This is a genomic window from Shigella sp. FC1544, from assembly GCF_001722145.1.
GTDB lineage: Bacteria > Pseudomonadota > Gammaproteobacteria > Enterobacterales > Enterobacteriaceae > Escherichia > Escherichia coli.
In genome coordinates this window covers 1-5970 of the sequence record NZ_MECT01000124.1, presented here as the reverse complement: position 1 = coordinate 5970, position 5970 = coordinate 1, and the positions used below count along the sequence as shown (strand labels likewise).

Annotated in this window: 2 protein-coding genes and 1 pseudogene; 2 read left to right on the top strand and 1 reads right to left on the bottom strand. The window is 39.5% G+C overall.

Annotation, left to right across the window (positions count from 1 at the left end; genetic code table 11):
* Positions 1-256: 256 nt before the first annotated feature.
* Positions 257-1459, bottom strand: a complete 1203-nt coding sequence (gene virA / locus BGK49_RS08695) for an alpha-tubulin-specific protease (protein ID WP_046891839.1) — start codon at positions 1457-1459, stop codon at positions 257-259.
* Between the two features lie 528 nt (positions 1460-1987).
* Between virA and icsA the strand changes: the two genes are divergently transcribed.
* Together icsA and BGK49_RS25960 are read left to right on the top strand one after the other, a co-directional pair.
* Complete coding sequence (gene icsA / locus BGK49_RS08690; RefSeq protein WP_069375727.1) at positions 1988-5296, top strand: outer membrane autotransporter IcsA; 3309 nt, start codon at positions 1988-1990, stop codon at positions 5294-5296.
* Positions 5297-5439: 143 nt separating this feature from the next.
* Positions 5440-5758 (top strand): annotated as a pseudogene (locus BGK49_RS25960) (fimbria/pilus outer membrane usher protein); the annotation flags it as partial.
* Positions 5759-5970 lie beyond the last annotated feature (212 nt).

The following is a 5970-nucleotide window of genomic DNA, read 5'->3' as shown; positions in this document are numbered from 1 at the left end:
ATATTCGCCCTGACTTTCCAGAACCATACGGACTGCCCGTTGACGGACTTCGGGGGAAAAACGAGTATTTTTAGTCATCCTGTTTACCTCTTTCTCAGGGAGTTTAGTCTCCAGGATTTCCGGGGCGGTTCATAAGGATATAAAAAGGATGGGCTGAGATTCTATTGGTCCCCATCCTTTTAGCTTTGGTTTAATAGTTTATAGAGCTGTTCTGAAGAACGTTTTTTTACAGTCTGGCAGCCAATATAATATTGGCTTAAACATCAGGAGATATGATGGCAAATGATACTTGACGACTTTCTGGAGGGATAGCATTGCGAAGCCCTTCACTGCTTGGAAGTGTTCCAGCATGAACGAGATAGCTTGTTTCTATTTTATTAATACCAACACCATTACATGTTATGTGCGATGGTAATATTGATGAGCTAACTTCGTAAGCCCTCCCCCCAGAGGCAGAGATTGCAGTGTCGTTTTTAGGGACAACTGCGTTGATTTTTATAATATGTCCACAATTGTTAATAACTCGTTGTTCAGGCATGAAATTAAGCCTGTTTTCTATGTTTTCGGACATGATTTGGGCATATATGTGTTCCACAGAGGAAGACGTGATGTGAAGAGATTGCCAGAATGCAGATGTTAGTGCGGATATAAATGCAGGGTCTTGAAAGAGTGAAGTAAACAAAAGTTTTTCTGTTTGAAAACATAGGTCTTGTTGGGGGAAGTTTGAATTGATTATTTTATTTACTTGGTTGTAACTTAGCATTTGAAGCTCTTTTTTGCTATCAATGAATTCATTAATTCCTAACTCATTAATTAGATCTGCAATTAATTTTAGTGGTATTTCAATATTGTTGAAATATATTTTTGTACTATTGCTGTCAGATGCTCGAATATCTCTGTAAATATCATGCCAAACACTATTAAAATCAGTGTCTTTAACGGGGAAGTAATCATCGCTTGGTATTATCGATGTACAGCAATTAATGGCTGTTTCAATAACTTCTGGTGCAGGCTTGTGAGTTTTAAAATTCCCTGATACCGGAGCTGTAATAGTATGTACTTTTCCTAAGTTGAATTGTTTGGGGGGGAGTGAACTTAACAAGTTATTATATTCTTTTGATGAAAGTTGAGTGGATTGTATTTTATCTCCATCAAGATAAAAAACCGAACATATGCCTTTGTTAAGGCATAGCCGTATTGAAATGCCATCTATGTTTGCGTGGGCAAACTCTCCGTCCATTTTATCTTGTGATAGTGATGGTGAGAAACTATCCATTAGTTTTTTTTCGCTATATTTTTCGGCTAGAGTTTCGTGTGGAGAATATATTCCGAAAGTTATTATTTTCAGTAAAACGTCACAAAAACTCAATTTATTCCAACTTACTTCTGTAGTTGATTTGACAGTTGACATCCATGATGAGTCATTTCTTTCATGGTTAGTTATGTTTGATGTCTGCATTTGATTTCTCCTGATGTATTTTCCTATTGATGCCAATATATATTAATATAATTAAATTGGGAACATAATAAAATGGAATGTTATTCTTCTCTTTAAGAAAACGATACATTTCCACTAAAAACAATTATGCAGTTATTGCATTGGAGAGTCTGGTAGGAAAGTTGTGATATGAATACATTCATGTTATTGGCTTTGGGGATTAACATCAAGGGGCAGATAGAACCATTGGGTGTATAGAAAAACAAAGTGGTTAAACTTTGGGCAAGCGTACAGAAAGAACTGAAAAGTTGCGGTCTGAAGCAGACTATCATAGTAAAATTATTAATTTATTATCGAACATATAGCTTTCCCCCTCTTTTTTTCAAAGCAAGACACAGGTAAATTTCTCCCGTTGCATTGATATATAACACAGCTCTCATGTTTTGGTTGAGGCTTTGTTTAATATGTTTTTGCATATATCGTCCCTTTATTCCGGATAAAACGGAATCTTTTTAGGGGTTTATCAACCACTTACTGATAATATAGTGCATGAATCAAATTCACAAATTTTTTTGTAATATGACCCAATGTTCACAGGGGGGGGCCGGAGAATTACCTACGGTAAAGGAAAAAACATGCAAATTGTCTTTTTCTCCTTTTGTTGTTGGTGCATCCCTGTTGCTCGGGGGGCCAATAGCTTTTGCTATTCCTCTTTCGGGTACTCAAGAACTTCATTTTTCAGAGGACAATTATGAAAAATTATTAACACCTGTTGATGGACTTTCTCCCTTGGGAGCTGGTGAAGATGGAATGGATGCGTGGTATATAACTTCTTCCAACCCCTCTCATGCATCTAGAACTAAGCTACGGATTAACTCTGATATTATGATTAGCGCAGGTCATGGTGGTGCTGGTGATAATAATGATGGTAATAGTTGTGGCGGTAATGGTGGTGACTCTATTACCGGATCTGACTTGTCTATAATCAATCAAGGCATGATTCTTGGTGGTAGCGGCGGTAGCGGTGCTGACCATAACGGTGATGGTGGTGAGGCTGTTACAGGAGACAATCTGTTTATAATAAATGGAGAAGTTATTTCAGGTGGACATGGTGGCGATAGTTATAGTGATAGTGATGGGGGGAATGGAGGTGATGCCGTCACAGGAGTCAATCTACCCATAATCAACAAAGGGACTATTTCCGGTGGTAATGGAGGTAACAATTATGGTGAGGGTGATGGCGGTAATGGAGGTGATGCCATCACAGGAAGCAGCCTCTCTGTAATCAATAAGGGCACGTTCGCTGGAGGCAACGGAGGTGCTGCTTACGGTTATGGTTATGATGGCTACGGTGGTAATGCTATCACAGGAGATAACCTGTCTATAATCAACAATGGAGCTATTTTAGGCGGTAATGGTGGACATTGGGGGGATGCTATAAATGGTAGCAATATGACCATTGCTAATAGCGGATATATAATTTCAGGTAAAGAAGATGATGGAACACAAAATGTAGCAGGTAATGCTATCCACATCACTGGTGGAAACAATTCATTAATACTCCATGAAGGTTCTGTCATTACTGGTGATGTACAGGTTAACAATTCATCCATTCTGAAAATTATCAACAATGATTACACTGGGACCACACCAACTATTGAAGGTGATTTATGTGCTGGTGATTGTACAACTGTTTCACTATCAGGTAACAAATTCACTGTTTCAGGTGACGTTTCTTTTGGTGAGAACAGTTCTTTAAATTTAGCTGGAATCAGTAGTCTGGAAGCTTCTGGAAATATGTCATTTGGCAACAATGTAAAAGTGGAGGCTATTATAAATAACTGGGCGCAGAAGGACTATAAACTGCTAAGTGCAGATAAAGGGATAACAGGTTTCAGTGTTTCTAATATATCTATCATCAATCCGTTACTCACTACTGGTGCTATTGACTATACAAAAAGCTATATCAGTGACCAGAATAAATTGATCTACGGTTTGAGCTGGAATGATACAGATGGCGACAGTCATGGAGAGTTCAATCTGAAAGAAAACGCTGAACTTACTGTTAGTACTATTCTGGCAGATAATCTCAGCCATCATAATATAAATAGCTGGGACGGAAAATCCCTAACAAAATCAGGGGAGGGAACTCTCATTTTGGCGGAAAAAAATACCTACTCTGGTTTCACCAACATCAATGCAGGCATTCTAAAAATGGGGACAGTTGAAGCTATGACACGTACCGCTGGTGTTATTGTTAATAAAGGTGCTACCTTGAATTTTTCAGGCATGAATCAAACTGTTAACACTTTATTAAATAGTGGGACTGTGCTAATCAATAATATTAATGCCCCTTTTTTGCCTGACCCCGTCATTGTCACAGGTGACATGACTCTGGAGAAAAACGGTCATGTTATTCTCAATAATAGTTCGTCAAATGTCGGTCAGACCTATGTTCAGAAAGGTAATTGGCATGGAAAGGGCGGAATATTATCTTTGGGCGCGGTTCTCGGCAATGACAACAGTAAAACTGACCGGCTGGAAATTACAGGCCATGCGTCTGGTATTACCTATGTTGCAGTGACAAATGAGGGAGGCTCTGGAGATAAAACTCTTGAAGGTGTTCAAATTATTTCGACAGATTCTTCTGATAAGAATGCTTTTATTCAGAAAGGCCGTATTGTTGCTGGTAGTTATGACTATCGCCTGAAACAGGGCACTGTATCTGGACTGAATACCAATAAGTGGTATCTAACTAGTCAGATGGATAATCAAGAATCAAAACAGATGAGCAATCAAGAGTCTACTCAAATGAGTAGTCGCCGAGCTAGTTCACAGCTTGTATCTTCACTTAATTTGGGTGAAGGTAGTATTCACACATGGCGCCCTGAAGCTGGCAGTTATATTGCTAACCTGATAGCAATGAACACGATGTTTAGTCCTTCTCTCTATGACCGACACGGTAGCACTATTGTTGATCCTACTACAGGTCAGCTCAGCGAAACCACCATGTGGATTCGTACTGTTGGTGGACATAATGAGCATAATTTAGCTGATAGACAATTAAAAACCACAGCTAACAGGATGGTTTATCAGATTGGTGGAGATATTTTGAAGACAAACTTCACTGATCATGATGGCTTGCATGTGGGTATTATGGGAGCTTATGGATATCAGGATAGCAAAACTCATAATAAGTATACTAGTTATAGTTCACGAGGAACTGTGAGCGGTTATACTGCCGGTTTGTACAGTTCTTGGTTTCAGGATGAAAAAGAACGAACAGGTCTATATATGGATGCTTGGTTGCAGTACGGTTGGTTTAATAATACAGTCAAAGGAGATGGGTTAACTGGTGAGAAATATTCCAGCAAAGGAATAACAGGAGCTTTGGAAGCTGGCTATATCTACCCAACCATACGCTGGACTACTCATAATAATATTGACAACGCATTGTATCTCAATCCACAAGTCCAGATAACTAGGCATGGGGTAAAAGCAAACGACTATATTGAACACAATGGCACTATGGTCACATCCTCTGGGGTCAATAATATTCAAGCAAAATTGGGATTGCGTACATCCTTAATTAGTCAGAGTTGTATCGATAAGGAGACTCTTCGTAAGTTCGAACCATTTTTGGAAGTGAATTGGAAATGGAGCTCAAAGCAATATGGTGTAATTATGAATGGCATGTCAAATCACCAGATAGGCAACCGTAATGTGATTGAACTCAAAACTGGTGTGGGGGGGCGTCTTGCAGATAACCTAAGCATCTGGGGAAACGTATCTCAGCAATTGGGTAATAACAGTTACAGAGACACCCAAGGTATTTTGGGTGTGAAATATACCTTCTGATAATAAAAATGCAGGGCGTGTTGATGTCCTGCATTTCTCTGGGACCCACCGTGTAAAAGCTCGGTGGGTTTTTGTGCACATGATGGTATGCCTGCGATCAATGCCAAACGTGTTTACCAGATCATGCGCCAGAATGCGCTGTTGCTTGGCGTTACACAGGAATTGCATTAGAAAGCGATGAACGAATGCTACCGCCAAATATTCGTGGTTATGCGCCTCAGATTACTGGTATTGCAGAAACTAATGCACGTGTTGTTGTATCTCAACAAGGTCGAGTAATATATGACTCTACTGTACCAGCTGGAACTTTTTCTATTCAGGACTTGAGTAGTTCTGTACGAGGAATATTGGATGTTGAAATTTTTGAGCAAAATGGTAAAAGAAAACATTTCCAAGTAGAAATGTGCAGGTGTGCCTTTCTTATCCAGACTTGGTCAGAGTAGGTATAAATTAGTAACAGGTCTACCTAAAACAAATAATAAAGCAACTGGTGAAGCATTTTTTTCGGTGAAGATCCTACGGGGTCCTGAGCCCAGTGAAGTGGCGAGGCAAATCACATGGGGAAGCGTACAGCCTGAACTGAACCGCCCCGGGAATCCTGGAGACTAAACTTCCTGAGAAAGAGGTAAACAGGATGACTAAAAATACTCGTTTTTCCCCCGAAGTCCGTCAAC

Coding starts and splice junctions, on each gene's coding strand:
- icsA (WP_069375727.1), top strand. CDS start 1,988: ATGAATCAAATTCACAAATTTTTTTGTAATATGACCCAATGTTCACAG.
- virA (WP_046891839.1), bottom strand. CDS start 1,459: ATGCAGACATCAAACATAACTAACCATGAAAGAAATGACTCATCATGG.